The 23,351-nt window shown below is 64.2% G+C and carries 24 protein-coding genes; 15 read left to right on the top strand and 9 right to left on the bottom strand.

Translation table 11 applies throughout. The annotated features are described in order from the left end of the window. Positions 1-27: 27 nt before the first annotated feature. Positions 28-1,977 (bottom strand): sigma 54-interacting transcriptional regulator, encoded by a 1,950-nt coding sequence (locus XH84_RS11980; protein WP_128920817.1) that lies wholly within the window; start codon positions 1,975-1,977, stop codon positions 28-30. Positions 1,978-2,137: 160 nt separating this feature from the next. On the opposite strand from XH84_RS11980, the gene XH84_RS11985 reads away from it, so the two are divergent. The 4 genes from XH84_RS11985 to cynS all read left to right on the top strand — a co-directional run bounded on the left by XH84_RS11985 (position 2,138) and on the right by cynS (position 5,954). After that, on the top strand, positions 2,138-3,517 hold the full coding sequence (locus XH84_RS11985) for a CmpA/NrtA family ABC transporter substrate-binding protein (RefSeq protein WP_128920818.1): 1,380 nt from the start codon (positions 2,138-2,140) through the stop codon (positions 3,515-3,517). Positions 3,518-3,683: 166 nt separating this feature from the next. Next, on the top strand, positions 3,684-4,523 hold the full coding sequence (gene ntrB, locus XH84_RS11995; RefSeq protein ID WP_128920819.1) for a nitrate ABC transporter permease: 840 nt from the start codon (positions 3,684-3,686) through the stop codon (positions 4,521-4,523). Between the two features lie 5 nt (positions 4,524-4,528). Then, positions 4,529-5,449, top strand: coding sequence for an ABC transporter ATP-binding protein (locus tag XH84_RS12000; protein ID WP_128920820.1), 921 nt, complete (start codon positions 4,529-4,531; stop codon positions 5,447-5,449). Positions 5,450-5,471: 22 nt separating this feature from the next. Further along, on the top strand, positions 5,472-5,954 hold the full coding sequence (cynS, locus tag XH84_RS12005; RefSeq protein ID WP_128920821.1) for a cyanase: 483 nt from the start codon (positions 5,472-5,474) through the stop codon (positions 5,952-5,954). 131 nt (positions 5,955-6,085) lie between these two features. Here the strand turns inward: cynS and XH84_RS12010 are convergent, their stop codons facing one another. After that, entirely contained in the window at positions 6,086-6,409 is a 324-nt protein-coding gene (locus XH84_RS12010) for a DUF1476 domain-containing protein (protein WP_128920822.1), read from the bottom strand. A 311-nt stretch (positions 6,410-6,720) separates the two neighbouring features. Between XH84_RS12010 and purC the strand changes: the two genes are divergently transcribed. Both purC and purS read left to right on the top strand, forming a co-directional pair. Continuing rightward, positions 6,721-7,488, top strand: a complete 768-nt coding sequence (gene purC, locus XH84_RS12015) for a phosphoribosylaminoimidazolesuccinocarboxamide synthase (RefSeq protein ID WP_173015815.1) — start codon at positions 6,721-6,723, stop codon at positions 7,486-7,488. Between the two features lie 12 nt (positions 7,489-7,500). Then, the gene (gene purS, locus XH84_RS12020; protein WP_014494125.1) at positions 7,501-7,740 is read left to right on the top strand and encodes a phosphoribosylformylglycinamidine synthase subunit PurS; all 240 of its coding nucleotides are present in this window, start codon (positions 7,501-7,503) and stop codon (positions 7,738-7,740) included. 148 nt (positions 7,741-7,888) lie between these two features. Here the strand turns inward: purS and XH84_RS12025 are convergent, their stop codons facing one another. Next, positions 7,889-8,905, bottom strand: a complete 1,017-nt coding sequence (locus tag XH84_RS12025; RefSeq protein WP_128920823.1) for a magnesium and cobalt transport protein CorA — start codon at positions 8,903-8,905, stop codon at positions 7,889-7,891. 177 nt (positions 8,906-9,082) lie between these two features. Here XH84_RS12025 and purQ point away from each other — a divergent pair, with 177 nt between their 5' ends. Both purQ and XH84_RS12035 read left to right on the top strand, forming a co-directional pair. Beyond that, positions 9,083-9,784 (top strand): phosphoribosylformylglycinamidine synthase subunit PurQ, encoded by a 702-nt coding sequence (purQ, locus tag XH84_RS12030; protein ID WP_128920824.1) that lies wholly within the window; start codon positions 9,083-9,085, stop codon positions 9,782-9,784. After that, positions 9,781-10,752 carry a tripartite tricarboxylate transporter substrate binding protein BugD gene (locus tag XH84_RS12035; RefSeq protein WP_128920825.1) on the top strand — a complete coding sequence of 324 codons (972 nt, stop codon included), beginning with the start codon at positions 9,781-9,783 and terminating at the stop codon, positions 10,750-10,752. Before purQ ends, XH84_RS12035 begins: the two co-directional genes overlap by 4 nt. A 3-nt stretch (positions 10,753-10,755) precedes the next feature. Here the strand turns inward: XH84_RS12035 and XH84_RS12040 are convergent, their stop codons facing one another. Both XH84_RS12040 and XH84_RS12045 read right to left on the bottom strand, forming a co-directional pair. Then, positions 10,756-11,718, bottom strand: coding sequence for a DMT family transporter (locus tag XH84_RS12040; protein ID WP_128920826.1), 963 nt, complete (start codon positions 11,716-11,718; stop codon positions 10,756-10,758). A gap of 77 nt (positions 11,719-11,795) precedes the next feature. Then, positions 11,796-12,275: a PaaI family thioesterase gene (locus XH84_RS12045; RefSeq protein ID WP_164936429.1), complete on the bottom strand. Its 480-nt coding sequence runs from the start codon at positions 12,273-12,275 to the stop codon at positions 11,796-11,798. 183 nt (positions 12,276-12,458) lie between these two features. Between XH84_RS12045 and purL the strand changes: the two genes are divergently transcribed. Then, the gene (purL, locus tag XH84_RS12050; RefSeq protein WP_128920827.1) at positions 12,459-14,669 is read left to right on the top strand and encodes a phosphoribosylformylglycinamidine synthase subunit PurL; all 2,211 of its coding nucleotides are present in this window, start codon (positions 12,459-12,461) and stop codon (positions 14,667-14,669) included. A gap of 152 nt (positions 14,670-14,821) precedes the next feature. Here the strand turns inward: purL and XH84_RS12055 are convergent, their stop codons facing one another. Then, positions 14,822-16,009 carry an acyltransferase family protein gene (locus XH84_RS12055; protein WP_128920828.1) on the bottom strand — a complete coding sequence of 396 codons (1,188 nt, stop codon included), beginning with the start codon at positions 16,007-16,009 and terminating at the stop codon, positions 14,822-14,824. 183 nt (positions 16,010-16,192) lie between these two features. Here XH84_RS12055 and XH84_RS12060 point away from each other — a divergent pair, with 183 nt between their 5' ends. Further along, positions 16,193-16,366, top strand: coding sequence for a DUF1328 domain-containing protein (locus XH84_RS12060; RefSeq protein ID WP_007612121.1), 174 nt, complete (start codon positions 16,193-16,195; stop codon positions 16,364-16,366). 200 nt (positions 16,367-16,566) lie between these two features. Here the strand turns inward: XH84_RS12060 and XH84_RS12065 are convergent, their stop codons facing one another. Beyond that, positions 16,567-16,926, bottom strand: coding sequence for a DUF427 domain-containing protein (locus XH84_RS12065; RefSeq protein ID WP_128920829.1), 360 nt, complete (start codon positions 16,924-16,926; stop codon positions 16,567-16,569). Positions 16,927-17,115: 189 nt separating this feature from the next. Between XH84_RS12065 and XH84_RS12070 the strand changes: the two genes are divergently transcribed. Next, complete coding sequence (locus XH84_RS12070) at positions 17,116-17,361, top strand: BolA family protein (RefSeq protein WP_128920830.1); 246 nt, start codon at positions 17,116-17,118, stop codon at positions 17,359-17,361. A 27-nt stretch (positions 17,362-17,388) separates the two neighbouring features. After that, positions 17,389-18,570, top strand: a complete 1,182-nt coding sequence (locus tag XH84_RS12075; protein ID WP_164936430.1) for a low temperature requirement protein A — start codon at positions 17,389-17,391, stop codon at positions 18,568-18,570. A gap of 10 nt (positions 18,571-18,580) precedes the next feature. On the opposite strand, the gene egtD is transcribed toward XH84_RS12075, so the two are convergent. Together egtD and egtB are read right to left on the bottom strand one after the other, a co-directional pair. Then, the gene (gene egtD, locus XH84_RS12080; RefSeq protein ID WP_164936431.1) at positions 18,581-19,552 is read right to left on the bottom strand and encodes an L-histidine N(alpha)-methyltransferase; all 972 of its coding nucleotides are present in this window, start codon (positions 19,550-19,552) and stop codon (positions 18,581-18,583) included. A gap of 50 nt (positions 19,553-19,602) precedes the next feature. After that, positions 19,603-20,847: an ergothioneine biosynthesis protein EgtB gene (gene egtB / locus XH84_RS12085; RefSeq protein ID WP_128920833.1), complete on the bottom strand. Its 1,245-nt coding sequence runs from the start codon at positions 20,845-20,847 to the stop codon at positions 19,603-19,605. A 289-nt stretch (positions 20,848-21,136) separates the two neighbouring features. On the opposite strand from egtB, the gene grxD reads away from it, so the two are divergent. Genes grxD through XH84_RS12100 form a run of 3 tightly spaced genes read left to right on the top strand, consistent with a single transcriptional unit; the run spans position 21,137 to position 23,351 of the window. After that, positions 21,137-21,463, top strand: a complete 327-nt coding sequence (gene grxD / locus XH84_RS12090) for a Grx4 family monothiol glutaredoxin (RefSeq protein ID WP_181769420.1) — start codon at positions 21,137-21,139, stop codon at positions 21,461-21,463. A gap of 3 nt (positions 21,464-21,466) precedes the next feature. After that, complete coding sequence (locus tag XH84_RS12095; RefSeq protein ID WP_128920835.1) at positions 21,467-22,018, top strand: O-acetyl-ADP-ribose deacetylase; 552 nt, start codon at positions 21,467-21,469, stop codon at positions 22,016-22,018. A 46-nt stretch (positions 22,019-22,064) separates the two neighbouring features. After that, positions 22,065-23,351 (top strand): serine hydrolase domain-containing protein, encoded by a 1,287-nt coding sequence (locus tag XH84_RS12100; protein ID WP_164936433.1) that lies wholly within the window; start codon positions 22,065-22,067, stop codon positions 23,349-23,351.

A 23,351-nucleotide genomic window follows, 5' to 3' on the forward strand; every position in this document is an offset into this window, starting at 1 on the left:
ACTCTGCCCTCATCCTGAGGAGCCCGCCTAACGCGGGCGTCTCGAAGGATGGCCCGCATGCGGCGGACGAGGCGTGATTGCCAGCGCCTTGATCCGCGAGGCCAATGTGGTCGGCTTGATATCGAGCATCTCGGCCGCCCCGCCGGGACCGAACACTTTTCCAGCGCAGGCCTCTAATGCGGCTTGAATATTGGCGCGCTCGAGGTCGCGCATTTCCGACGACGTCATGACGGCGGGGCGCGCATCCGCCTTCACGCGCGCGGCGCTGGCCGGAGCTTGCGCGCCGGGGACATCCGGCAGATCGATGCGCAGGCGGCCGTTCTGCGACAGGATCGCCGCGCGCTCGATCACGTTCTGCAATTCGCGGACATTGCCGGGCCAGTCGTAGCGCGTCAGGCGGCGCGCATCGCCTTCCGACAGCCGCAAATTCGACTTCAGCGCCTTGCTCTCGCGCGTCAGGAAATGCTGGGCGAGCAGGGGAATGTCCTCGCGCCGCTCGCGCAACGGGACGGTCTCGATCGGAAACACGTTGAGGCGGAAATAGAGATCCTCGCGGAAGCGGCCGCGCTGCACCTCCTGCTTGAGGTCGCGGTTGGTCGCGGCGATGACGCGGACGTCGACCGCGCGCGTGCGCTCCTGGCCGACGCGCTCGAAATGGCCCTCCTGCAACACGCGCAGCAGCTTGCCCTGCAATTCGAGCGGGATCTCGCCGACCTCGTCGAGGAACAGCGTGCCGCCATCGGCGAGCTCGAACCGGCCGATGCGATCGCGCGTCGCGCCGGTGAAGGCGCCGCGGACATGGCCGAAGAATTCGCTCTCGAACAATTCGCGCGGGATCGCGGCGCAGTTGACGCGGATCAGCGGCCGGTCGCTGCGGGTGGAATCCTCGTGAATGGCGCGCGCGATCAACTCCTTGCCGGTGCCGGACTCGCCGGTGATCATCACCGCCGCGGTGGTCGGCGCCACCAGCTTGACCTGGCGCAGCGTCTTCTGAATCGCCTCGCTTCCACCGATGATGCCGCGCGGATTGGTCTCGATGCGGATCTCCTCCTGGAGGTAGGCGTTCTCCAGCTCGAGCCGTTCGCGCAGGCGATCGACTTCAGTGAGCGCGGCGTGCAGCTTCTCGTCGGCCTCGCGCCGCTGGCTGACATCGCGAAACACGACGACCGCGCCAACCACCACGCCGCGGTCGCGGATCGGGGTGGAGGTGTATTCGACCCAGGCCGGCGAGCCGTCCTTGCGCCAGAATACCTCGCCGTCGACCTGGTGCACGGCGCCGTCGCGGAACGCCGCATAGATCGGGCAGTCGTGGTTGTGATAGTGCCGGCCGTCGTGATGGGTGTGGTGCACGATCGGGTGGATTTCCTTGCCGACCAGCTCCTCGGCGGTCCAGCCAAGCATGCGTTCGGCAGCCGGGTTCACGAAGGTGGTCTTTCCTTCCGCGTTGACGCCGTAGATACCCTCGCCGGCGGCGCGCAGGATCAGCTGGTTCTCGCGCTCGATGTCCTGGAACACGCGCTCGACGCGCTGCCAGGTCGAGATGCCGCCGCGCATATGGTCTTCGGCGGCGGCATCGACATTGCGCCGGCGGCGCACTTCCAGATCGGTCAGCGTGAGCAGCAGCAGCGTACGGCCGTCGTGCGGCAGGAGGCAGCCGGCATGTTCGAGTTGGAGATTTTGGCCTGTCGCGTGGCGGGGATTGAGCGCCGTGGTCCAGTAGGCGCCCTTGTGCAGCACGGCCTGGGTGAAGACGGTGAGGGCCGCAAGATCACCCGCATGGAGCGTGCTCGCCCTGGTCTGCCGCAGCAGCGCGCGGTCATAGCCGAGCAGGGCGCAGGCGGCGGGATTGGCGTCGACGATCTGGTCGCTGAAGGGATCGACCAGCAGCGTCGCCTCGACAGTGGATTCGAAGGCTGTGATGCGCGGGTCGATGGCGGGAGCCACATCGTCGTGGACGGGCATTGGCGTCGTTGCCATTGCGAAATCTCGTAATTGAACTACGAAATGTCGTTTATCACGAGTTTTCGTAGTCGCCAAGCGCGGAGGAAAGTGCAGCATCATCAAAGCACTCCACGTCCGGGCAGCGGTGGCATGCTCCTTGCGTAATTCCTTCTCGCAACGACGCGCAGGAGGGCCGATGTCCACGTTCGACAACCCGTTTGATCCCGATCGCAACCTTCGAGGCGGCTGTGCCTGCGGCCAGCATCGTTCTGCTGCAGAGCACGAGCAGGCGAAAGCGCTGCGCTGCGAACCGGTCGAGAGCGAAGAGAAGCGCTACGAGGGCGTCGTCGCCTCCGCTGTGATGCGCGCGATGTTTCCGCAGGACGTGGCGCGGCGCGCGTTCCTGAAGTCGGTCGGTGCCTCGACAGCTCTGGCGGCGCTGTCGCAGTTCTTCCCGTTGAAGACGGCGACCGAAGTCTTTGCCCAGGCCGGCACACCCGAGAAAAAGGATCTCAAGGTCGGGTTCATCCCGATCACCTGCGCGACGCCCATCATCATGGCAGCCCCGCTCGGCTTCTATGCCAAGCACGGGCTCAACGTCGAGGTGGTCAAGACCGCCGGCTGGGCCGTGATCCGCGACAAGACCATCAACAAGGAATACGACGCCGCCCACATGCTGGCGCCGATGCCGATCGCGATCTCGCTTGGCCTTGGCGCCAACGCGATTCCGTTCGCGGTGCCAGCGATCGAGAACATCAACGGGCAGGGCATCGTGCTGGCGGCCAAGCACAAGGACAAGCGCGATCCCAAGGACTGGAAGGGAATGAAGTTCGCCATCCCCTTCGACTATTCCATGCACAATTACCTCTTGCGCTATTATCTCGCCGAACACGGTCTCGACCCCGATACCGACGTGCAGCTGCGCTCGGTACCGCCGCCGGAGATGGTAGCGAACCTCCGCGCCGACAACATCGACGGCTTCCTCGCGCCCGACAACGTCTGCCAGCGCGCGATCTATGACGGCGTCGGCTTCATGCACCTGCTGTCGAAGGAGATCTGGGACGGGCATCCCTGCTGCAGCTTTGCCGCCAGCCGTGAGTTCATCACAAGCGCGCCGAACAGCTTTGCGGCGCTGACGCGCGCCATCGTCGATGCGACGGCTTACGCGTCCAAGGCGGAGAACCGCAAGCAGATCGCGGAAGCCATCGCGCCGGCCAATTACATCAACGCGCCGGTCACGGTGCTGGAGCAGGTGCTGACCGGCACCTACGCCGACGGACTCGGCGGGGTGAAGACCGACGCCAAGCGCGTCGATTTCGATCCGTTCCCCTGGCAGTCCTTTGCGGTGTGGATGCTGACCCAGATGAAGCGCTGGGGCCAGATCAAGGGCGACGTCGACTACAAGGCGGTCGCCGAGCAGGTGTATCTGGCGACCGACACCAAGAAGTTGATGACCGAGATGGGCCTGTCGCCACCCGCGAGCGCCTACAAATCCTTCGCGGTGATGGGCAAGACTTTCGATCCGGCCAAACCTGAGGACTATCTGGCGAGCTTCAAGATCAGGAAGGGGGCGTGATGGGCGGCGCTCTCTCGTCGTCGTCGTCCCGGCGAACGCCGGGACCCATACCGCGGAACCCATCGAATTTGATCGGTAGGAGCACCGAACAACGAGTCTTCAAACTTCTCCCTGGGGTTATGGGTCCCGGCGTTCGCCGGGACGACATGTGGAGAGGTCTCGCGCAATGACATCCTCCCTCCGTCTCCGCGCCGCCCTCGTTTCGATCTCGCTGCTCGTCGCGTTTCTCGGCGTCTGGCATCTCGCCACGCGCTCGACCGGCACCACGACGACGATGAGCCCGGAATATGCCAAGCTGATGGGCCTGACCGCGACGCAAGGCAAGTCCGCCATGCCCGGGCCGCTCGATGTCGGCGCCAAGCTGTGGGAGCATCTCAAGCGTCCGTTCTACGACAACGGGCCGAACGACAAGGGCCTCGGCATCCAGCTCGCTTATTCCATCGCGCGCGTCGGCACCGGCTATCTGCTGGCCGTGCTGGTCGCGATCCCGCTCGGCTTCTTGATCGGCATGTCGCCGCTGCTGAGCAAGGCGCTCGACCCCTTCATCCAGGTGCTCAAGCCGATCTCGCCGCTGGCCTGGATGCCGCTCGCGCTCTACACGATCAAGGATTCCTCGATTTCCGCGATCTTCGTCATCTTCATCTGCTCGATCTGGCCGATGCTGCTCAACACCGTGTTCGGCGTCGCCGGCGTGCGCAAGGAATGGATCCACGTCGCGCGCACGCTGGAGGTCGGCACCGTCAGGCGGGCCTTCACCGTGATCCTGCCAGCGGCGGCGCCGACGATCCTGACCGGCATGCGCATCTCGATCGGCATCGCCTGGCTCGTCATCGTCGCCGCCGAGATGCTCGTCGGCGGCACCGGCATCGGCTATTTCGTCTGGAACGAGTGGAATAATTTGTCGATCACCAACGTCATCATCGCGATCCTCCTGATCGGAATCATCGGCATGCTGCTCGACCAGATCCTCGCGCGCTTCACGCGCATGGTCACGTTTCCGGAGTAGGCGCCGTGTCCGACAAATTCATCTCCATCGAAGCCATCGCGAAGCGCTATCCCGGCGCGGATGGCGCCACGACCACCGTGTTCGAAAATTTGTGGCTGTCGATGGCGCGGGGCGAATTTGCTTGCGTGATCGGCCATTCCGGCTGCGGCAAGACCACGGTGCTGAACATCCTCGCCGGCCTCGATGTGCCAAGCGAAGGCGCCGTCATCGTCGACGGGCAGGCGATTTCCGGCACCAGCCTCGACCGCGCGGTGATCTTCCAGAGCCATGCGCTGTTGCCCTGGCGCACCGTGCTTGGCAACGTCGCCTACGCCGTCAGCTCGAAATGGCGGAGCTGGGATCGCGCCAAGGTCAAGGCGCACGCGCAGACCTTCATCGATCTCGTCGGTCTCACCGGCTCCGAGCACAAGCGGCCCTCGGAATTATCGGGGGGCATGAAGCAGCGCGTCGGCATCGCGCGGGCGTTGTCGATCACGCCGAAAATGATGCTGATGGACGAGCCGTTCTCGGCGCTGGACGCATTGACGCGCGGCACGCTGCAGGACGAGGTCCGGCGCATTTGCCTTGAGACCGGGCAGACCGCGTTCATGATCACCCATGACGTCGACGAGGCGATCTATCTCGCCGACAAGATCTTCCTGATGACCAACGGGCCCGGCGCGGTGCTCGCGGAGGTCGTTGAGAATCCGCTGCCGCGGGATCGCGGCCGCACCGATCTGCACCGCCATCCGCTCTACTACGCGCTGCGCAACCACATCATCGATTTCCTGGTGACGCGCAGCAAGACCTTTGCCGCCGAGACGCCCGGTCACGATCCGCGTAACGTGCCGCTGGTGCAGATCGGCAAGCCCGGGCTGACGATCGCATCTGATGCCAAACCGGAGCCGTCACGGGAGACGTCATGGCCGGGACAAGCCCGGGCATGACGAATAAACCAAGGAGACCGACATGAAACGCGAAGACCTCACCGAAAAGCTGCTCGACATCAAGCGCGAGAAGGGCTGGAGCTGGAAGCACATCTGCGACAAGATCGGCGGTTATTCCGAGGTGCTGATAACAGGCGCCATCCTCGGCCAGATGAAATTGACCAAGCCGCAGGCCGCCAATGCCGGCGAGCTGTTCGGCCTGTCGAAGGCGGAAGTCGCCATGCTGAACGAGACGCCGATGCGCGGCATGACCATGCCCCCGACTGACCCCCTGATCTATCGCTTCTATGAATTGGTGATGGTGAACGGCCCGGCCTGGAAGGCCTTGATCGAGGAGGAGTACGGCGACGGCATCATGTCGGCGATCGATTTCGACATGGTGATGGAGCGCTTGCCCAACCCGAAGGGCGACCGCGTCAAGATCACCATGAGCGGCAAGTTCCTGCCGTACAAATATTACGGCGCCAGCGGTAACGTGCCGGAATACGGCTTCAAGGAGGAGTGAGGTTTGGGGGCATTCCGGACGCCGCGTCAGCGGCGATCCGGAATCTCGAGATTCTCAGGTGCGCAATCGCACCATAGCTCGGCCCTCTCGGACCGTCCCGGAATGACGGTGTGTGGAGACGCGCGCGGACCCTATTTCCCCGCCTTCACCTCGGCGGCCGCGACCGCGAGCAGCTCGCTCATCTTGGCGCGAATCGCCTGCTCGGTGACGTTAACGTTCTTGGCGGCGAAATCGGCCGTCAGCTTGCGCAGGACGTCGGCATCGCCGGCCTCCTCGAAGTCGGCCGCGACCACTTCCTTGGCATAGGCGGTGGCGGCATCACCTGACATGCCGAGCTTTTCGGCCGCCCACAGTCCGAGCAGCCGGTTGCGGCGGGCCTCGGCCTTGAATTTCTGCTCCTCGTCGAGGGCGAACTTCTTCTCAAAGCCTTCCTCGCGCTTGTTGATTTCGCTCATGCCTTGTTCCAAATCCCCTGCTGAATGGCGCGGGAGCCTTCCGTTGCGGCGGCCCGGCTGCATGCCTACATAGCTAGCACGAATCGGCAAAACAACGGGCCGTTAAGCCGCAGGCAAGGTGGTATAAGTTGGCGCCGGACGGCCGGATCGATTGTGCTTGGACAGCCAATCGGATAGGTTGCCTGAAGGTCCAGTTCCCGTTCTGTTTCCTCGGGTTCCGGGCCGTTCACGGCAGCTCCGCTGTGGGTCATAAATCCTAGTAATCGGAGCACACCAAATACATGGATTTCAACAAAACACGGTACATCCCCATGAGCCGTCGGCGTCGCATTTATGAAGGCAAGGCAAAGGTTCTCTATGAAGGCCCGGAGCCCGGTACCCTGATCCAGCATTTCAAGGACGACGCCACCGCGTTCAATGCGAAAAAGCATCAGGTGATCGAGGGCAAGGGCGTCCTCAACAACCGGATCTCGGAGTACCTGTTTCAGCACCTCAACGACATCGGGGTGCCGACCCATTTCATCCGCCGCCTCAACATGCGCGAGCAGTTGATTCGCGAGGTCGAGATCGTGCCGCTCGAGGTGGTGGTACGGAACGTCGCCGCCGGCTCGCTGTCGCAGCGTCTCGGTATCGAGGAGGGCACCCAGCTGCCCCGCTCGATCATCGAATTCTATTACAAGAACGACCAGCTCAACGACCCCATGGTGTCGGAAGAGCACATCACCGCCTTCGGCTGGGCGACGCCCCAGGAGATCGACGACATCATGGCGCTCGCCATCCGTGTCAACGACTTCCTCACCGGCCTCTTCCTCGGCATCGGCATCCGCCTCGTCGACTTCAAGATGGAGTGTGGCCGCCTGTTCGAGAACGAGATGATGCGCATCATCGTCGCCGACGAGATCTCGCCGGACAGCTGCCGGCTGTGGGACATCAAGTCGAACGAGAAGCTCGACAAGGATCGTTTCCGCAGGGACCTCGGCGGTCTGCTCGAGGCCTATACCGAAGTTGCAAAGCGCCTCGGCATCCTCATGGAGAACGAGCGTCCGCAGGGCTCCGGCCCGGTGCTGGTGAAGAGCTGAAGGGATTTTGACGTGAAGGCACGTGTCACCGTTACCCTGAAGACGGGCATTCTCGATCCGCAAGGCAAGGCCATCGAAGGCGCACTGAAGTCGCTCGGCGTCGACGGCGTCGCCAGCGTCCGCCAGGGCAAAGTGTTCGACATCGAGCTCGCCGGCGCCGACAAGGCCAAGGCCGAAGCCGCGCTGAAGGAAGCTGCGGACAAGCTGCTGGCGAACACCGTGATCGAGAATTATCGGGTGGAGATCGTCTGATCTGTCCTGAGGAGCGCGCCCTTCGCGCGCGTCTCGAAGGATGAAGGCCGATGCGCAAGAGATGGGCCTGCATGGTTCGAGACGGCGCTTGCGCGCCTCCTCACCATGAGGGTCTAGCAGTCACGGCGTCGTGGGCTGAACGTTTCGCTCACAGCCACCCCGCCCGCCGAAACCGCCAATACAGCGCCCCGCATGCCGTCAGCATCACGCCGAGCAGCATGAAGTAGCCGTACTCCCATTCCAGCTCCGGCATGTGCTTGAAGTTCATGCCGTAGATGCCGGCGAGCGCGGTTGGGATCGCGATGATCGCAAGCCAGGAGGCGAGCTTCTTGGACACGGCCGTCTCCTGCGCCTGGCCGACCAAAAGGCTCGCCTCGAACGCGAACGCCAACACCTCGCGCATGGAATCGATGCGCTCCTGAATGTTGCGGACGTGGTCGGTGACGTCGCGGAACAGCGGCTGCATGGCCTGCCGCACCATCGCCAGCTCGTCATGCTCCAGCCGGCGGCAGACTTCCACCAGCGGCCCGATCGCGTTGCGCAGCCGTAACAGGTCGCGGCGCAGCATGTAGAGCCGCTCGATCTGGGCCTTGCTGATCGGCTTGGACAGTACGTCATCCTCGATGCCCTCGACCTCTTCGTGGATGCTCTCGAGCACGGGCGAGTAATTGTCGACGATGAAATCGAGGATGGCGTAGAGGATGTAATCCTCGCCGCGGGCCAGCGCCCGCGGGCAGCTTTCGCAACGCTCGCGCACCGGCTTGTAGGAGGTCGAAGCGCCGTGGCGCACCGAGACCAGATAGCCTTCGCCGACGAAGATGTGGGTCTCGCCGAAGGCGATGCGGCCCTCGATCAATTGCGCGGTGCGCGCCACGATGAACAGTGCCTCGCCATATTGCTCGATCTTCGGCCGCTGATGGGCGTGGTTGGCGTCCTCGATCGCGAGCTCGTGCAGGTCGAACTGCTTCTGCACCGCGCTGAGCAGCGCCATGTCGGGCTCATGTAGGCCGATCCAGACCACGTGGCCGGGCTTGGCGCGCCAGCTCGAGGCCTCGCTGATCGCGACATTGGCAACGCGCCGGCCGTCGACATAGGCGCCGGCCGCAACGACGCCCTCGGTGGAGACCGGCTCGGCGAGGGAGGCGGGCAGCGACGGGACGTTCATGGCTTCAATCCCGGGCAATCGAACGGCCGAACGGCGTGCCGCCGGCCAATGTGCATGGCCTGTGTACAAGGCCTTCTGCCGAGGCTAGCACTGGTAAAATCCCCGTCAAATGGTTATGTCTCTTCACGAAATGGCCTGTTGGCCAGCCCGATTCCCGTCACCGTCGGAACCTCTGTCATGAAAGCCGCCATCCTCGTCTTTCCCGGAATCAACCGCGAGCGCGACATGGCGCGCGCGCTGAAGCTGATCTCCGGCAGCGAGCCGGCGATGGTGTGGCACGCCGAGACGTCGCTGCCTGCGGGGACTGACCTCGTGGTGGTGCCGGGCGGCTTTTCCTATGGCGATTATTTGCGCTGTGGCGCCATCGCGGCGCGCGCGCCGGTGATGGACGCGGTGCGCGACTACGCGGCCAAGGGCGGCCTCGTGCTCGGCGTCTGCAACGGTTTTCAGATCCTCTGCGAGTCCGGCCTGCTGCCGGGTGTCCTGATGCGTAATGCGCGGCTGAAATTCATCTGCCGCGACGTGCACCTGCGCGTCGAGCGCTCCGACACGCCGTTCACCCGCGGCTACAATGCCGGGCAGGTGATCCGGGTGCCGGTTGCCCATGGCGAGGGCAATTACGAGGCGGATGAGGAGACCATCAAGCGGCTCGAAGGCGAGGGGCGGGTGCTCTATCGCTATTGCTCCGCCGCCGGCGAAGTCGACGATTTCAACAACATCAACGGCGCGGCGCATTCGATCGCCGGCATCGTCAACGACAAGGGCAACGTGCTCGGCATGATGCCGCATCCGGAAAACCACGTCGAAGACATCATGGGCTGCACCGACGGCCGCGGCCTGTTCGCCGGCCTCGTTCAGCATCTGGAAAAGGCCGCGTGATCTCGTTCGCGCTGAAGCGGCTGTCGGTCGCTGTCGCCGCCGTGGTTTTCGCGACGGCCGCGTTCGCCCAGGACTATCCCAAGCGTCCGATCACCATGATCGTGCCGTTCGCGGCCGGCGGCACCTCGGACGTGATCGCGCGCGCGGTGGCCGAGCAGATGGGCATCGCGCTCGGCCAGACCATCGTGATCGAGAACGTCGCCGGCGCCGGCGGCTCGACCGCGCTGGCGCGCGCCTCCCGCGCCGAGCCCGACGGCTACACCATTGCGATCGGCAATGCCGGCACCAATGCCGCGACCTACACGATCTATCCAAAACTGCCGTTCACGCCTGAGTCCTTCGTGCCGATCGCCATGGTGGCGAAGACGTTCGGCATCATCGCGCTGCGCAAGGACTTTCCGGCGAAGGACCTCAAGGAGTTCATCGCCTACGCCAAGGCCAATCCGGGCAAGATCAATCTCGGTCATGCCGGCGTCGGCTCCTCGAACTATTTGATCTGCAAGAGCTTCGTCACCGCCGCCGGGATCGACGCGACGCTGGTCGGCTATCGCGGTGCCGCGCCTGCGCTGACCGATGCCGTCGGCAGCCAGATCGACGGCGTCTGCGACGCGGCGGCTTCCGTCTCGCAGTCGATCAACGAGAAGCTGGTGAAGGGTCTGGTGGTCGGCTCGACCGTGCGCCTCGCCACGCTGCCCGATCTGCCGACCTCTGCGGAAGCGGGCCTGCCCGAGTTCGAGGCGCAGGGCTGGAACGGCCTGTTCGCGCCCAAGGGCACGCCGCCGGCCGTGATCGCCAAGCTGAACGCCGCCGCGCGCACGGCGGTGGAGACCGACGCGGTGAAGAAGCGCCTTGCCGATCTCTCGACCGTCGCGCCCGATGCCAACGAGCACGCGCCGGAAGTGTTGCAGAAGCTCGTGACGCGCGACGTGGAAAAATATCGGAAGATGCTGGCGGATGACGCCAAGTAGTAGCTAGCGCAGCTTTAGCCGCTCCGCCGGCACCGTCATGGCCGCAACGCCGGCCATGACCAGCAGCAGCCCCAGCGCCAGGTTCGACGGCACGCTCTCGCCGAGCAGCAGCACTGACAGGCCGACGCCGATCGGGATGCGCAGATAGCCTTGCGCGTTCGTGGTCAGCGTGCCGAGCCGGCCGAGGCAGACGTAGAACAGCATCAATCCCAGCGCGCTCGAGACGATGCCCATGACGATGGTGGCAACGATCGCCGTCGGGGTCGGGTGCAGCGTCCAGGGCTGGTCGATGATCAGCGATGGCGGCAGCAGGATGATGCCGCCGAACAGCAGCGAGCCGGCGGCCACCACCATGGGGTCGTAGTCGGACAGGCGCAGACCGAAGATCGTCGCGCAGGCAAAGGAGATGGTGGCGAGCAGGATCGCGATCTCCGCGACGATCTCGCTACTGAGGCCACGTAGCGCATCGAGGCCGACGATGGCGATGGTTCCGGCAAGGCCGAGGATCGCACCGGCGAGCTTGAGCAGCGTTGCCGGTTCGTGCCGCGTGATCAGCAAGGTGATCAGGAAGGCGAAGATCGGCGTCGTCGAGGCCAGCACCACCGTGTTCGACGCCGGCACATATTGCTGCGACCAGGTGATGATCAGGAACGGGAAGGTCGAGTTGATCAATTGCTGGGTCGCGAACAGCTTCCACGCCTTGGCGTCGGTCGGGACCTTGACGCCGCGCATCCACAGGATGGCGAACAGGAAGGCGGCTGCGATCAGCGAGCGTGCCGAGATGAAGGTGATGGGCGGGATGGTGGGAAGCGCGAGCTTGGCCAGCGGATAGGTCGAGCTCCAGCAGCAGGCGAGCGCGAGCAGCAGCGCATAGTCGCGCCAGTTGCGTGCCCCGGTGGCGACGGATGGCAACGGCGCCGATGCGGACGCCGCCGTGCGCCCTGCCTCCGATGTGCTCTGCGGCACCTTGTTCCTGCTCCCCGACGCCAAAAGCGCCTGCTGGGAAGTCTGGGCGAGGGCGCGCGAAAAGGGAAGGCACCGAGCTATGCGTTTGGCTGAGGGAGCGCCTTCCGCTTCATCCGCTTGATCGTGCCGGAAAAGGTCAGCAGCACCCGGTCCCCCGACGTCATCTTGCCGCGCAGGAAGATCAGCGAGCCCCCGGCGCGGGTGACCTCGCCGGTACATTCGATCAGCTCGCCCTCCCGTGCCGCGTCGAGGAATTCGCAGGCGAAGTTGGTCGTCACCGCCCGGCTGTCCAGGACATGGGTGGCGATCGCAAACAGGGAGTAATCGGCGAAGGCCATGTAGCAGCCGCCATGGACGTTCCCGGAGCCGTTGAGGTGCTTCTTCTCGACCCGGAAGGCGCTGCGGACGCTGCCGTCCGCCTCGATCCGGTGCCAGAACGGGCCGACATGGGCCTCAAAACTGTCGCGAATCCAGGTCCGCCAGCCCACAAATTCGCCCTCGGTGGCGATGTGGAGGTCGGGGCGGCGAGGCGGCGGCGCTTTGGTCAATTCGTGCAAGGAAATGGGCCTTCAATTGCGGGTCTTGAGCCCTTAAATCCGATCCGTCGGCGCCGTGCAATTCCTGTTCCCGCCGTCCCCGCCTGCAAAACGTGGGACAGCGGGAAAATGCGCCATAAAGGGCTTTTCCCGGCCCTCCGATCTTCCTAAGAACGGCCAAACGCCGCCGAAAGCCCCGAATCCATGAAGAACGAACCCAAGATCACCCCCGAACTGGTTGCCGCCCACGGGCTCAAGCCCGACGAGTATGAGCGCATCCTGAAGCTGATCGGGCGGGAGCCGACCTTCACCGAGCTCGGCATCTTCTCGGCGATGTGGAACGAGCATTGCTCGTACAAATCCTCGCGTATCCATCTGCGCGGCCTGCCGACGAATGCGCCCTGGGTGATCCAGGGCCCCGGCGAGAATGCCGGCGTGATCGACATCGGCGACGGCCAGGCCGTGGTCTTCAAGATGGAGAGCCACAACCATCCGAGCTATATCGAGCCCTACCAGGGCGCGACCACCGGCGTCGGCGGCATTTTGCGCGACGTCTTCACCATGGGCGCGCGCCCGATCGCGTGTCTCAATGCGCTGAGCTTCGGCGCGCCCGAGCACGCCAAGACCCGACATCTGGTCTCCGGCGTGGTTGCAGGTGTCGGCGGCTACGGCAATTCGTTCGGCGTGCCGACGGTCGGCGGCCAGGTGCGCTTCCACACCCGCTATGACGGCAACATCCTCGTCAACGCGATGGCGGTCGGCCTCGCCGATGCCGACAAGATATTCTATGCGGCGGCCTCCGGCGTGAACATGCCGATCGTGTACTTGGGCTCCAAGACCGGCCGCGACGGCATCCACGGCGCCTCGATGGCCTCGGCCGAGTTCGACGACAAGTCCGAGGAGAAGCGTCCGACGGTGCAGGTCGGCGATCCCTTCGCCGAAAAGCTGCTGCTGGAAGCCTGCCTCGAGATCATGGAGAAGGGCTGCGTCATTGCGATCCAGGATATGGGGGCGGCCGGCCTGACCTGCTCGGCAGTCGAGATGGGCGCCAAGGGCGATCTCGGCGTCGACCTCGATCTCGATGCGGTACCGACCCGCGAGACCGGGATGAGCGCCTACGAGATGATGCTCTCGGAGAGCCAGGAGCGCATGCTCATGGTGCTCAAGCCCGAGAAGGAGAAGGAAGCCGAGGCGATCTTCAAAAAGTGGGGCCTCGACTTCGCGGTGGTCGGCTACACCACGCCGAGCAAGCGCTTCGTGGTCAAGCATGGCGGCGACGTCATGGCCGACCTGCCGATCAAGGAGCTCGGCGACGAGGCGCCGGTCTATGACCGCCCCCACGTTCCCTCCGCGGCGCTGCCGATCGTGCATGCGCGCGAGGTGTCGGCGCCGATGAGCCTCGGGCTAGCGCTGGAGAAGCTGATCGGCACGCCCGACATGTGCTCTAAGCGCTGGGTCTGGGAGCAGTACGACCACGTCATCCTCGGCAACACCATGCAGCGCCCCGGCGGCGATGCCGCCGTGGTGCGCGTTGAGGACGGGCCGAAGGGCCTCGCGCTCACCGTCGACGTGACGCCGCGCTACTGCGAGGCCGATCCGTTCGAGGGCGGCAAGCAGGCCGTCGCCGAAGCCTGGCGCAACATCACCGCGGTCGGCGGCAAGCCGCTCGCGATCACCGACAATCTCAATTTCGGCAACCCTGAGCGGCCCGAGATCATGGGCCAGTTCGTCGGCTGCTTGAAGGGCATCTCGGAAGCCTGCCGCACGCTGGACTTCCCGGTCGTCTCCGGCAACGTCTCGCTCTACAACGAGACCAATGGCCGTGCGATCCTGCCGACACCCTCGATCGGCGGCGTCGGCCTGCTCGACGATTTCACCAAGTCGGCTTCGCTCGCCTTCAAGGCCGAGGGCGAAGCGATCCTCCTGATCGGTGAGACCCATGGCTGGCTCGGCCAGTCGGTCTACCTGCGCGACATCTGTGGCCGGGAGGAGGGCGCCCCGCCGCCGGTCGATCTCGCTGCCGAGAAGCGCAACGGCGATTGCGTGCGCGGCATGATCCATGGCGGCACCGCAACTGCGGTGCACGACCTGTCGGACGGCGGCCTCTTGATCGCGCTCGCCGAAATGGCGATGGCCGGCGGCATCGGCGCAAAACTGCTGGCGGCGCCGACGTCGCTGGTCTCGCAGGCCTATTGGTTCGGCGAGGACCAGGCGCGCTATATCGTCACCGTGCCGGAAACGGAAGCCGGCCGCGTGCTTGCCAAGATGCGCGGCTGCGAGGTGCCTTGCGTGCGGATCGGCACCACCGGCGGCGATGCGATCACAATCGCGGGCGAGGCGCCTGTGGCGATCGACACGCTGCGGACGTCGTACGAGCGCTGGCTGCCGGAATATATGGGCGGCAAGGCGGCCTGAGGCGCTGCCACACACCCCGTCATTGCGAGCGAAGCGAAGCAGTCCCGAGTCTCACCGAGGAGGCAGTCTGGATTGCTTCGTCGCATCAGCGCAAAATCGCTATGCAATTTTGTCGCGAGCTCCTCGCAATGACGCGCGGAAAGAGCTCGGTCTCACAACACGTGCGAGGCCCCCGGAATCCTCCGCAATGCCGCCGTCAGACCCCAGCTCAGGATCACCGTGAGCACGAAGCCGATCGCGGCCTTCAGGATCGCCGGCAGGGTGTAGTCGAACAGCCAATACTGGATCCACAGCGCGATCGGATAGTGCACCAGGAAGATGCCGTAGGCATCCGCCTGCATGCGGTCGAGCAGGGTCGGCCCCGGCGCCTTCGAATGCAGGAAGAAGGCGAGGATCGTGAACAGGATCGAGGCCGAGAACAGCACCAGGAAGGTGCCGTAGAACACATGGTACCAGTGCGGCAGCGGATCCGGATTGCCGAGGATTTCGCGCTTGATGTAGATCATGCCCCACATCAGGCCGTAGGGGATCAGCGTGACGACGAGCCATAGCCAGCGGTTTTTCGGCAGCTGGCCGTCGGCGCTGAGGATGCCGCGATCGAAGTTCGCCGAGCCGACGCTGGCGCCGATGAAGAAATAGCTGAAGTAGAGCAGGATGCGGCTCGCCTGCACCGAGAACGGCCCGAACTCGAACCATTTGTTGGCGCCGAAACAGACCAGCGCCGGCACGTAGACGAGGCCGCTGATCGCGGCGAGCACCAGCCAGAACGCGGCCGGTTGCTCGAAACCGCGAAGCGAGACGCGGTTGACCGGATCGACCAGATGCGCCGAGACGCGGTAGAGCAGGCTCGCGGTGAGATCGAAGGCGAGCAGCACCCACACGAACCAGATCGGGCCGCTCGGCCACGGGCCCGCCGTCACCGTCTTCCACCAGAATGCCGCGAAGGTCAGCTCGGGCTCGGCCCGCAGCGCGATGGCGTAATAGGCGAGCGGGATGACGGTGAAGGCCGCGATCGCGAACGGCAGCCCGAGCCGCAACAGGCGGTCGCGCAGAAAGACCGACGGTGCCTTGCGCGCGATGCCGGGCCAGGTGAACAGGCCCGACAGGAAGAAGAACATCGCCATGAAGAAGCTGTCGGTGGCGAGCACGATCATGTCGAAACCGGCAAAGGAGGCCGGATCGGTGTGACCGAAATGGGTGTAGGGGATCACCGCATGATGCAGCAGCACCACGAGCGTCAGGAAGGTGCGGGCGCGATCGAGCGAGAGATTGCGCGATTTGCTCTTCGGCGCGGCGTGCGCTTCCGCGCCGATCGTCGCTGAATGTGACATCGTGGTCATGGCCGCCCCGCGCTCCTGCTCCCCGGGCGGGACTGTGCCGCCGGGAACCGGATTCAGCAAGCCTCGTTTGAGCGGGTCTTCCGGCCAGAACAGGGTTAGGAACCAGTTCCGCGCAACGAAGTTAGCATCCGCGAAAAAGGGCGTGAGGGCCGCAGGCGAGCGGCATCAGTTTCGGAGCTGGCGATGACGATTCTGAAATGGGCGCTGATCTTTCTACTGGTTTCGATCGTGGCCGGCGTGCTCGGCTTCACCGGCATCTCGGCCGCCTCCGCCGATATTGCCCGCTTCCTGTTCTACGTCTTCGTCGTGATCTTCCTGGTGCTGCTGATACTGGGGTTGACGATCTTCAGGGCGTAGCCGGGGCTGGATCAGCTCACTCTGTTGTCATGCCCGGGCTTGTCCCGCCTGCGCGGCCGAAGCCGCTTCGGCGAGGCGAAGGCCCGGGCATCCACGTTCTTCTGTACCCGCGATTGGCCAAGAACGTGGATGGCCGGGACATAGGCGAGCGTAAGCGACGCCGTTCTTCGGACAGTTATGCCCGGCCATGACGGAAGCAGCTACCCTACTTCCTCGATCTTCACCTTGTCCGGATAGAAGGCGAGGTGGCCGGAAATTTCGGTCATCGCGGGGAAGGGCGTCTCGTAGGTCCAGATCGCATTCTCGAGCGTCTTGCCGCCGGCCTTGACGCTAAAATAGCTCGCATCGCCCTTGTAGGGGCAGTGGGTGGTGCGCTCGGTGCGCTCCAGCAGGGCCATATTGGTGTCCTCCCGCGGCACATATTGCACCGCCGGATATTTGGCCTCCTTCAGGGTCAGCGCCTTGCCGGTCTCGGCAATGACGATGTCGCCCGCGGTCACACGGACGCGCCGGGGATTTTGGGTGATGGTGATGGGGTGGTCCGGCCCTGGAAGCTTCATGATGTCACGCCTTTTCGATCGATCTGCCGCGCGCGGCACTTCGTCGTGCCTTTATCCTGATGGGATCAGGGATATAGTGCCGGAAGGCGTGACGCAGAAGGCCGTTCACGCTAAGTTTGGTCCTGCCGGCGAGGGGACCCCGGCAGCGATTCGAGCCGAGACTGACTAGAAGCAAGGAGCACGACCCGAATGCCCATGGACGCCCACGATATCGAGGCGATGATCAAGGCGGCGATCCCCGATGCCGAGGTGACCATCCGTGACCTCGCCGGCGACGGCGATCACTATGCCGCGACCGTGATCTCGGAATCCTTCCGCGGCAAGTCCCGCGTCCAGCAGCACCAGATCGTCTACCAGTCCCTGCGCGGCCAGATGGGCGGCGTCCTGCACGCGCTGGCGCTGCAGACCGGGGTACCTGGCGCACCCGGCACCTGATCTGACCAGCGTCACCGGGGGACGATGATGGCTGCGGACAATCCTCGCGGCGCGATGTTTCGCGTCATCGTGCCGGACCAGCACAGCCGCGTCACCAATGCCGAGCTGTTCTTCGACCTCGTCTTCGTCTTTGCCGTCACGCAGGTGTCGCACACGCTGCTGCACCATTTCACGCCGCTCGGCGCGGTGCAGGTCACGGTGCTGTTTCTCGCGGTGTGGTGGGTGTGGGTCTACACCGCCTGGGTCACCAACTGGCTCAATCCCGAGCTGACGCCGGTTCGCATCCTGCTCTTCGCGATGATGCTGGGTGGCCTCGTGCTGTCGACGACGATCCCGACCGCGTTCGAGGGGCGGGGCCTGTGGTTTGCGATCGCCTACGCAACCATGCAGCTTGGGCGGACGGCGTTCTGGCTGTTCGCAACGCCGCGGCATCGGACCGCGGTGCGCCACAACGCGATCCGCATCCTGACCTGGCTCTCGATCTCGGCGGTGTTGTGGATCGCAGGCGGCCTGTCCGAGGGCGAGACACGGCTATGGCTGTGGATTGCGGCCGTCACCTGGGAATACGTCTCGCCGGCGGCTCGCTTCTGGGTCCCGAAGCTGGGCTTCTCGTCGATTGAGGCCTGGGCCGTCGAAGGCGGCCACATGGCCGAGCGCTGCTCTCTCTTCGTCATCATCGCGCTCGGCGAAGCCGTCGTCGTCAACGGCGCGACCTTTGCCGAGCTGGAATGGACCGCGTCCAACATCCTGGCCTTCGTCTCCGCGCTGGTCGGCGCCATCGCGATGTGGTGGGTCTATTTCCACAAGGGGGCGGAGGCCGGCTCCAAACGCATCTCGAAGTCCACCGAATCCGGCCGGCTGGCGCGGCTCGCCTACACCTATCTGCACATGCCGATCATCGCCGGCATCATTCTGACCGCCGTGTCGGACGAACTGGTGCTGAAGCACCCGACCGGACACTCCGATATCAGGACGATCGTGAGCACGATCGGCGGTCCGCTGGTGTTCCTGGTCGGCACGATCCTGTTCAAGCACGCGATCCGTGGCTTCCTCCAGCTCTCACACGGCATCGGCATCATTCTGCTGCTGGCGCTGTGGTGGTTCGCAGCCGACCTCTCGCCGCTCTGGTTGTCGGTCGCGACGACGGCGATCATGATCGTGGTTGCGGTCTGGGAGTCGGTATCGCTGGGGTCGGAGCCGGAAGAGTAGGCGCGGAGGCCTATTCCGCCACCTCCAGAGCATGCACCGAAAACATCCTGGCCGCATCCGTCCAGCTTTCGCGCACGCGCCAGCCCGCACCCTGCGCCAGAGCGGCAAAGCGCTCGATGCTGTATTTGTAGCTGTTCTCGGTGTGGATGCTCTCGCCCGGGCGGAACGAGAAGCTGGTGCCGAGCAGACGCACGGTCTGGCTCTTCCTGCTGATCAGGTGCATCTCGATGCGGTGCCGCTCGCGATTGTAAATCGCGCGATGGGTGAAGGCGGACAGATCGAAATTGCCGCCGAGCTCGCGGTTGATGCGCACGAGAACGTTGAGGTTGAAGCGTGCGGTGACGCCGGCGGCATCGTTGTAGGCGTCGTGCAGCACGCGCTCGTCCTTTTCGAGATCGGCACCGATGATCATCTGGGCGCCGCGGCCGAGAATCTTGCGCGCGCTCTTGAGAAAGGCCTGCGCCTCATGCGGCTCGAAATTGCCGATGGTCGAGCCGGGGAAGAATCCGACCTTCGGCATGGACGCGACCTGCTTGGGCAGCTCGAACGGCGTGGTGAAATCGGCGGCGACAGGGTAAATGCCGAGCGAGGGAAAATCCCGCTTCAGGCCATTCGCCTGCGCCTTCAGGAAGTCGCCGGAGATATCGACGGGCACATAAGCCGCGAACTTGCAATGGTTCAGCAACAGGCGGACCTTCGTGGTCGCGCCGGCGCCGAACTCGACCAGCGCCGCATGCTCCGGAATGATCCTTGCGATCTCGTTGCCGCGCTCCTTCAGGATCGCAAGCTCGGTGCGCGTCGGATAATATTCCGGCAGCTTCGTGATCGCCTCGAACAGCTCCGATCCGGTCGCGTCATAAAAGTATTTCGGCGACAGCTTTTTCGGCTGCTGCGAGAGGTCCTCGATCGCCTCACGGGCGAAGGCGGTGGTCTGCTCGTCGGGAAGATGGGCTTCGGCCAAAGCGCTGGCGTGCACATTCATGATACTCTCCTGAACGCGCTGTCCGGCGCGCATTTGTCGTCGGATAATGTTTATTCGTAGTCGGCGAGCCGCAGCCCCGTGAACTGCCAGCGGTGGTGCGGATAGAAGAAGTTCCGATAAGTGATACGGCTGTGGTCTTCCGGAGTTGCAAGCGAGGAGCCGCGCAGCACCAGCTGGTTGACCATGAACTTGCCGTTGTACTCGCCGAGCGCGCCGTCGATGGCGCGGTAGCCGGGGTAGGGTGAGTAGGACGATCGCGTCCACTGCCAGACGATGCCGAAGGCATCGTTGAGCTGGCCTGTGCGCGCCGCAACCTCCCATTCCATTTCGGTCGGCAGATGCTTTCCGGCCCAGCGCGCGAAGGCGTCGGCCTCGTAATAGCTGACGTGGCAGACCGGTGCGTCGGGATCGACCGGCTTGAGACCGGCGAGCGTCATGACCTGCCATGCGCCATCGACTTCGCGCCAATAGCCGGGAGCCTGCCAGTCGTCCTTGCTGGCCGCGGCGAAGCCGTCCATCAGCCACAGCGTCGCACGCCGATAGCCGCCGTCGCGCATGAAGGCGAGCCACTCGCCATTGGTGACGAGATTGCGCGCCACCTTGACCGGGCCGACCAGGGCGCGATGCGCGGGCTTCTCATTGTCGAAATGGAAACTGTCGTCGACATGGCCGACCGTGTGGATACCCTCGTTGAGTTGCAGCCAGTCATCACCGGTGCGCGTCGCGGAGGGAAAGCGCCAGTCCGGGTCGTAGGCCGGATAGACCGGGTTCTGCGCAAAAGCGTGCAGGATGTCGGTGAACATCAATTCCTGATGCTGCTGCTCATGGTTCAGCCCGACCTCGACCAGCGGCGCGAGCTCGCGAAGCTTGTCCGCGTCCGCCTCGCGGAAGAATTTGACGACGGCCGCATCGACATATTTGCGATAAGCACCGACCTGATCGGCGCTGGGACGGGTGATGTCGCCGCGATGATTGCGCGCATGACGCGGGCCGGCGCTGACGTAATAGGAATTGAACAGGAACGCGAAATAGGGGTGGAAGGGCCGATAGCCCGCAGCGTGCTCGCCGAGGAGGAATTGCTCCCAGAACCAGGTGGTATGCGCCCGATGCCATTTCGTCGGGCTCGCATCCGGCATGGACTGGATCTGCTGGTCCTCCGGCGAGAGCGGGGCGGCCCGGCGTTCGGTCTCGTTGCGGACGGCAATGAACGCGTCCTGAAGCCTCTGGGCGACATCGCCCTGACCGGACGGTGACGAAAGCGGGGCGATGGCCGTAGCGGAGGCTTGTTTCGTCACGTTTTTCTCCAGACAGGACAAGAGAACGTTGTTGGCGTTGCCGGGTTCCCAAACCGAGGTTCGTCCTAGATAGGGGCTCCGTTACGGTATGAAAGTCCTCTCTGGCGATGATATTGATGTCATCAGCCTATGGACCCGGCTGGGGTCAAACCGGCCACCGGGGCGTGTCGCCGCCATTTTACTTTGGATGCACAACGGTTTGCGCTACATATATAGGCAGGTATCGGGTTAGATCGGCTGAGCCGGCCCGAGATGATTGGTGAGGGCTCCGCCCCGGAAGGACATGGAAATGAGCATTGAGGAATTCATCGCCAACGAAGTGAAGTCGAACGACGTGGTTCTGTTCATGAAGGGCACGCCGCAATTTCCGCAGTGCGGGTTCTCCGGCCAGGTCGTCCAGATCCTCGACCATATCGGCGTCGGTTATAAGGGCCTCAACGTCCTCGAATCCGCCGAACTGCGCAACGGCATCAAGACCTTCTCCAACTGGCCGACCATCCCTCAGCTCTATGTGAAGGGCGAGTTCGTCGGCGGTTGCGACATCGTCCGCGAGATGTTCCAGGCGGGCGAATTGCAGCAGCTCTTCTCCGAGAAGGGCGTCGTCGTCGCCGCCTGATCCGTGACCGTGCCGACGCGCCGGATTGGCGGTGCTGAGCTCGACGTCATTGTTGCCGACATCACGACCCTCGGCGTTGACGCCATCGTCAACGCCGCCAACACGTCGCTCCTTGGCGGAGGCGGCGTGGACGGCGCGATACATCGGGCGGCCGGCCCCGATCTGGTCGCCGAATGCCGTATGCTCCACGGCTGCAAAACGGGCGACGCCAAGATCACCAAAGGCTACCGGCTCAAGGCTGCCCATGTGATCCACGCCGTCGGGCCGGTCTGGAATGGCGGCACGCGGGGCGAGGATGACCTGCTCGCCTCCTGCTATCGCCGTTCGATGGAGTTGTGTGGGAAGCACGGACTAACCTCGGTGGCATTCCCCGCGATTTCGACCGGCATTTTCCGCTTCCCTGCCGACCGGGCCGCCGACATCGCCGTGCGCACGACAATCGAAGGGCTCTCTGCCGCGCCGTCCCTTGCTCGCGTGGTGTTCTGCTGTTTCTCCGAGCCGAGCGCCAGGCTGCATGCCGAGGCGATCGAGCAACACAGCGGCCCTTGTGCCTGATCACGCGGTCGGTACACTCCGCCGGACCATGTTCCGGGGAGGGGATATGATTTCACAGTCGGGACTGCGCGCGCTCGTCTGCGGTGCGCTGATGTCGTTCGGCGCGATGTCGCTGGCGCGGGCGGAAGGCACCTACGAGATTCCGGCCGGCGCGCATTTCAACCAGGACAAGCTCGCCAAGGTGAGCGAGTTCTTCAAGAACGAGGTCGCGACCGGCAAGATCGCCGGTGCAACCGTCCTGATCCAGCAGCATGGCAAGTCGGTCTATCACGAAGCCTTCGGCGTGCAGGACGTCGTCAGCAAGGCGCCGATCACCGACAAGACCATTTTCCGCCTGTTCTCGATGACCAAGGCAATCACCTCTGTCGTCGCGATGCAATTGATCGAGGACGGCAAGATCGAGCTCGATGATCCCGTCTCGAAATACATCCCGTCCTTCGCCAATGTGAAGGTCGGCGTCGAGAAGAAGGCCGAGGACGGCACCAAGTCGCTCGAGCTGGTGCCGCCCAACCGGCCGATCACGGTGCACGACCTGATGACGCACACCTCGGGCATCACCTATGGCTTCTATGGCGATAGCCTGGTCCGCAAGGCCTATCGCGAGGCCAACATCTATGCCGGCGATTTCGACCTCGCCGAGTTCGCCGAGCGCATCGCCAAGCTGCCGCTGCACAACCAGCCGGGCGCGCTCTGGCAATACGGCCATTCCACCGACATCCTGGCCCGTGTGATGGAGGTCGCAGCGGGCAAGCCGCTGATCGACATCATGCGCGAGAAGCTGCTCGATCCGCTCGGCATGGTCGACACCGGCTTCTTCGTCACCGTCCCCGAGAAGCAGAAGCTGCTGGCGCAGCCGGTGCCGAACGATGCCGATTTCCGCGTCGGCCGCATCAACGATCCGACGGTGGCCAAGAAGATCATGTTTGCCAGCGGTGGCATGGTCACGACTATGGCCGATTACCAGCGCTTCGCGCAGATGCTGCTCAATGGCGGCAGCCTGGAGGGCAAGACCATTCTCAAGCCCGAGACGTTCAAGCTGATGACGACCGACCAGATCGGCCCGGGCTCCGGCGTCGATCGCGATTATTTCTACTTTCCCGGCGACGGCTTCGGCTTCGGCCTCGGGCTCGCGGTCCGCACCGATCCCGGCAACGCCAAGCCGCCGCCACCCGGCGATCTCGGTGAACTGAAGTGGGATGGCGCTTCCGGCTGCTATTTCGTGATTGATCCCAAGCAGGACATGTTCTTCGTGCTGCTGGAGCAGACCCCGAGCGAGCGCCAGCGGGTGCAGCGGACCTTGAAGCAGCTGGTCTATGAAGCCATGGAGAAGTGA

This window comes from Bradyrhizobium nanningense, from assembly GCF_004114535.1.
Taxonomy (GTDB): Bacteria; Pseudomonadota; Alphaproteobacteria; order Rhizobiales; family Xanthobacteraceae; genus Bradyrhizobium; species Bradyrhizobium nanningense.

Excerpts from the sequence above, each read along its gene's own strand:
- XH84_RS11980 (WP_128920817.1), bottom strand. The coding sequence starts at position 1,977 with ATGGCAACGACGCCAATGCCCGTCCACGACGATGTGGCTCCCGCCATC.
- XH84_RS11985 (WP_128920818.1), top strand. The coding sequence starts at position 2,138 with ATGTCCACGTTCGACAACCCGTTTGATCCCGATCGCAACCTTCGAGGC.
- ntrB (WP_128920819.1), top strand. The coding sequence starts at position 3,684 with ATGACATCCTCCCTCCGTCTCCGCGCCGCCCTCGTTTCGATCTCGCTG.
- cynS (WP_128920821.1), top strand. The coding sequence starts at position 5,472 with ATGAAACGCGAAGACCTCACCGAAAAGCTGCTCGACATCAAGCGCGAG.
- XH84_RS12010 (WP_128920822.1), bottom strand. The coding sequence starts at position 6,409 with ATGAGCGAAATCAACAAGCGCGAGGAAGGCTTTGAGAAGAAGTTCGCC.
- purC (WP_173015815.1), top strand. The coding sequence starts at position 6,721 with ATGAGCCGTCGGCGTCGCATTTATGAAGGCAAGGCAAAGGTTCTCTAT.
- XH84_RS12025 (WP_128920823.1), bottom strand. The coding sequence starts at position 8,905 with ATGAACGTCCCGTCGCTGCCCGCCTCCCTCGCCGAGCCGGTCTCCACC.
- purQ (WP_128920824.1), top strand. The coding sequence starts at position 9,083 with ATGAAAGCCGCCATCCTCGTCTTTCCCGGAATCAACCGCGAGCGCGAC.
- purL (WP_128920827.1), top strand. The coding sequence starts at position 12,459 with ATGAAGAACGAACCCAAGATCACCCCCGAACTGGTTGCCGCCCACGGG.
- XH84_RS12055 (WP_128920828.1), bottom strand. The coding sequence starts at position 16,009 with ATGACCACGATGTCACATTCAGCGACGATCGGCGCGGAAGCGCACGCC.
- XH84_RS12060 (WP_007612121.1), top strand. The coding sequence starts at position 16,193 with ATGACGATTCTGAAATGGGCGCTGATCTTTCTACTGGTTTCGATCGTG.
- XH84_RS12065 (WP_128920829.1), bottom strand. The coding sequence starts at position 16,926 with ATGAAGCTTCCAGGGCCGGACCACCCCATCACCATCACCCAAAATCCC.
- XH84_RS12070 (WP_128920830.1), top strand. The coding sequence starts at position 17,116 with ATGCCCATGGACGCCCACGATATCGAGGCGATGATCAAGGCGGCGATC.
- XH84_RS12075 (WP_164936430.1), top strand. The coding sequence starts at position 17,389 with ATGGCTGCGGACAATCCTCGCGGCGCGATGTTTCGCGTCATCGTGCCG.
- egtD (WP_164936431.1), bottom strand. The coding sequence starts at position 19,552 with ATGAATGTGCACGCCAGCGCTTTGGCCGAAGCCCATCTTCCCGACGAG.
- grxD (WP_181769420.1), top strand. The coding sequence starts at position 21,137 with ATGAGCATTGAGGAATTCATCGCCAACGAAGTGAAGTCGAACGACGTG.
- XH84_RS12100 (WP_164936433.1), top strand. The coding sequence starts at position 22,065 with ATGATTTCACAGTCGGGACTGCGCGCGCTCGTCTGCGGTGCGCTGATG.